The sequence below is a fragment of the Xenorhabdus khoisanae genome, assembly GCF_001037465.1.
Lineage (GTDB): Bacteria > Pseudomonadota > Gammaproteobacteria > Enterobacterales > Enterobacteriaceae > Xenorhabdus > Xenorhabdus khoisanae.
The window spans coordinates 1-3,699 of sequence record NZ_LFCV01000163.1 but is presented as its reverse complement, the minus strand read 5'-3'; the positions used below and the strand labels follow the sequence as shown (position 1 = coordinate 3,699).

The window sequence follows — 3,699 nt, the reverse complement described above, 5'->3', positions numbered from 1 at the left end:
ATTAAGTCACTGAAAGTTAATACTTTTTAGCACTAAAAGTATCAATAACTGTTTGTTTTGTAAAATAATTAATAAACCAAATAATAAAAAACAAGTTAATCATCTAGCTAAAAATAACACGATATAAAAACACATCCAAAATTAGTATTATTGGCTAATAGTTATTACCATTAATAAATACAGCCAAAAAAAACATTAAAAAAAATCATTAATAAAATAAGTAAAATAGTTAGAAAACCATGATGTCTGTATGCCTTAAGAAGGCGTTATTGGGACGTCTTCTGGTTGTCACATTATTCATAAATAACATTGAGTTATTATCTTACTCTGAATAAAAAACAACCCCAAAACAGTCGAAATGATAAATATATTTACGAGTCTTTTCGCAAAATAGGCAAAGACGACTTTTTATTATTTTTTATCGATTCATGATAGCCGCTTTCTTGCTAAGGAGAGCACCATGACACTCGCTGTCATTCACACACGGGCAACAATTGGTATCGATTCCCCAATCGTCACAATAGAAGTACATATCAGTAATGGCTTACCCGGTTTAACACTCGTCGGCTTACCTGAAACGACCGTTAAGGAAGCCAGAGATCGTGTCAGGAGCGCTCTGATCAATAGCGGTTTTACTTATCCCCCTAAAAGGATAACTGTCAATTTAGCACCAGCCGATCTCCCCAAAGAAGGAGGAAGATATGATTTACCTATCGCTATAGCAATCTTGGCAGCATCAGAGCAAATAACAACAGATAAGCTGCACCATTATGAATTTTTAGGAGAGTTAGCGCTTTCTGGTGAAATACGACGAGTTACGGGAGCTATCCCAGCCGCATTGAGTGCAAAAAAGGTAGGAAGACAACTGATTCTCTCCTCAGAGAATCAAGATGAACTGGCAATTTTGTCCCAGAACGAAACATTACTGGCAAACCATTTACTTCAAGTCTGCCATTTCCTGAAAGGAGAAAAAGCATCTTTATCCTCCCCTTCTCCCATAAAAATACAAACTGAGTCATCTATCTTAGATATGCAGGATATTATCGGGCAGGAGCAAGCAAAACGAGCGCTGGAAATTACTGCCGCCGGCGGTCACAACCTTCTGTTACTTGGCCCTCCTGGAACAGGTAAAACCATGCTTGCAAGTCGGTTATGTAGTTTGCTACCTCCATTAACGCATCAGGAAGCGCTAGATGTCGCAGCAATCAAAAGCTTAGTTGGTAATCCAGTTAACCCTCAAAAATGGCATACACGGCCATTTAGAGCGCCTCATCACAGTTCATCAATGGCCGCTCTCGTTGGCGGCGGTTCAATACCTAAACCCGGAGAAATTTCTCTTGCTCATAATGGTGTGTTATTTCTGGACGAATTACCTGAATTTAATCGAAGCGTTCTTGATGCACTGCGTGAGCCATTAGAGTCCGGTGAAATAGTCATATCCCGAGCAAGAGCAAAAGTCTGTTTCCCCGCCCAAGTTCAACTGATTGCGGCTATGAATCCAAGCCCAACTGGCTACCATCAGGGATTACATAACAGAAGTAGCCCGCAACAGGTATTGCGTTACCTTTCCAAACTCTCAGGCCCTTTTTTAGACCGTTTTGATCTTTCGATTGAAGTTCCTTTGCTTCCGCCCGGAATTCTCAGTCAATCATCAGTAAAACATGGAGAAAGTAGCCATGAAGTTAAAAAACGGGTACAAACCGCCAGAAACATACAAATAGAGCGATGCGGGTATATCAATGCTCATCTCAATAGCAGACAAACTGGAAAGATCTGCAAAATTAGAATTGAAGATGCCATTTTTCTGGAAAATACTTTATTGAAATTGGGACTATCTATACGTGCTTGGCACAGAATACTCAAAGTTTCCCGTACAATCGCAGACTTAAAAGAACAAAAAGAAATAGAAAAACCAGATATTATGGAGGCACTCAGCTACCGATGTATGGATAGGTTACTTATTCAACTACAAAAACAGACTGGGTAAATTAGAAGAGGGGCAATTTGCCCCCTCTTGATAGATGATTAATATCAATGCTGGTATTAATCATCAGTATCGGTATAGTCCTCTGTGGAGTCTACCTGTGGTTTCCCGCCGGAAAGAGTATGAAAACGTTTTGGACGGCTAATTTTTGCCAAATATTTAGTCCATACTTTTTCCTCTGTCGTTGCAGGTGCACGTTCACCTCGGCAAACTGCAACAAACAGTTTTTCTTCTTCTGTTTGAGGTTCACGTTTACCTAGATCCAATTCATTGAACGCATGACCATAACGTTCTAACAATTGGGCCTCTTTGATGGTGAAATCACCATGACGGGAAAATCCACGTGGATAGTTTTTATTATCAAAAAAACGATTAGTCGTGATGAAGCTTTCAGCCATCTGACACACTCCTAACTCTAATGTCATACCAATTATGGCGCGGAGTATTAGGGAGGCTTGACATTCTGTAAAACAAAATATTTAAATCTTAACGACAAAAACTATTGGAGATGCATGTGGACACTGAATTACTGAAAACCTTTTTGGAAGTCAGTAAGACTCGTCACTTTGGCCGGGCAGCTGAATCGCTTTATCTAACACAATCTGCTGTTAGCTTTCGGATCCGCCAACTCGAAAACCAGTTGGGTACCAATTTATTCACACGGCATCGCAATAATATCCGCTTAACTGCGGCTGGAGAGCGCCTTGTACCCTATGCAGAGTCGCTAATGAATACTTGGCAATTAGCAAAGAAAGAAATCAACTACGTTGCTCAGCATACAAAACTTTCCATCGGTGCTACAGCCTCCTTATGGGAAGGCTACCTGACATCTTGGTTAAATACGTTTTACAAATTCCATCAAGAAACGAGAATCGAATCTCTGGTATCTACGCGCCAATCACTGGTCAAACAATTACATTCTCGTGAATTAGATCTTTTAATTACCACAGAACCTCCAAAAATGGATGAATTCCAAAGTAAGTTGATTGGTAACATCCAGCTTGTTCTATTAACGACCCCGCGTAATCTTGAGAAAGGCGTTGAGAACTACATTAAGTTGGAATGGGGCGCTGATTTCCATCAACAAGAACAACAAATTTTAAAGCATGATCACCCTCCTATCATTACAACTACATCAGCACATATTGCGAGAGAATTATTGGATAGCGTGAATGCTGCAACCTTCCTCCCAATACACTGGCAAGAAAAATATCCAAAACTCGTAGCCTCACTTGATAATAAGTTAATAGAACGACCACTGTACGCTGTGTGGCTGCAAAACAGTGATCAACAAGCTTTTATCCAACAGCTACTAAAAATTCCTGTCGAAAAAGCACCTATAACTGCCTGAGGACTGTTTTTATAGTTAAAAATAGGGAGAATGCGCAGGAGAACAAAGCCTGCAATTAAATTAGATAGATAGATAGATAGATAGATAGATAGATAGATAGATAGAAACTACACAGAGAAATGACAGAAAAAAGAGGAAGCACAAATAAAGAAAAAACCCAGCTAAAGCTAGCTGGGCTATTAATCTGAAAGCTATATCAATTATTACTTAGTTGTTAACTGGCAGGGGCGGAGAGACTCGAACTCCCAACACCCGGTTTTGGAGACCGGTGCTCTACCAATTGAACTACGCCCCTAAATACGGTGGCGGTGCGGACGGGACTCGAACCCGCGACCCCCGGCGTGACAGGCCGGTATTCTAACCA

3 protein-coding genes and 1 tRNA gene are annotated in these 3,699 nt (G+C 40.4%); 2 read left to right on the top strand and 2 right to left on the bottom strand.

Going from position 1 to position 3,699, the window contains the following annotated elements; translation table 11 throughout:
- Positions 1 to 460 precede the first annotated feature (460 nt).
- Positions 461 to 1,987: a YifB family Mg chelatase-like AAA ATPase gene (locus AB204_RS18730; protein WP_047964901.1), complete on the top strand. Its 1,527-nt coding sequence runs from the start codon at positions 461 to 463 to the stop codon at positions 1,985 to 1,987.
- Positions 1,988 to 2,043: 56 nt separating this feature from the next.
- Here AB204_RS18730 and AB204_RS18725 read toward each other — a convergent pair whose 3' ends face one another.
- Positions 2,044 to 2,382 carry a MaoP family protein gene (locus AB204_RS18725; protein ID WP_047964900.1) on the bottom strand — a complete coding sequence of 113 codons (339 nt, stop codon included), beginning with the start codon at positions 2,380 to 2,382 and terminating at the stop codon, positions 2,044 to 2,046.
- Positions 2,383 to 2,498: 116 nt separating this feature from the next.
- Between AB204_RS18725 and hdfR the strand changes: the two genes are divergently transcribed.
- The gene (gene hdfR, locus AB204_RS18720; RefSeq protein ID WP_047964899.1) at positions 2,499 to 3,335 is read left to right on the top strand and encodes an HTH-type transcriptional regulator HdfR; all 837 of its coding nucleotides are present in this window, start codon (positions 2,499 to 2,501) and stop codon (positions 3,333 to 3,335) included.
- Positions 3,336 to 3,554: 219 nt separating this feature from the next.
- On the opposite strand, the gene AB204_RS18715 is transcribed toward hdfR, so the two are convergent.
- A tRNA-Trp gene (locus AB204_RS18715) sits at positions 3,555 to 3,630 on the bottom strand.
- Positions 3,631 to 3,699 lie beyond the last annotated feature (69 nt).

Excerpts from the sequence above, each read along its gene's own strand:
- AB204_RS18730 (WP_047964901.1), top strand. The coding sequence starts at position 461 with ATGACACTCGCTGTCATTCACACACGGGCAACAATTGGTATCGATTCC.
- AB204_RS18725 (WP_047964900.1), bottom strand. The coding sequence starts at position 2,382 with ATGGCTGAAAGCTTCATCACGACTAATCGTTTTTTTGATAATAAAAAC.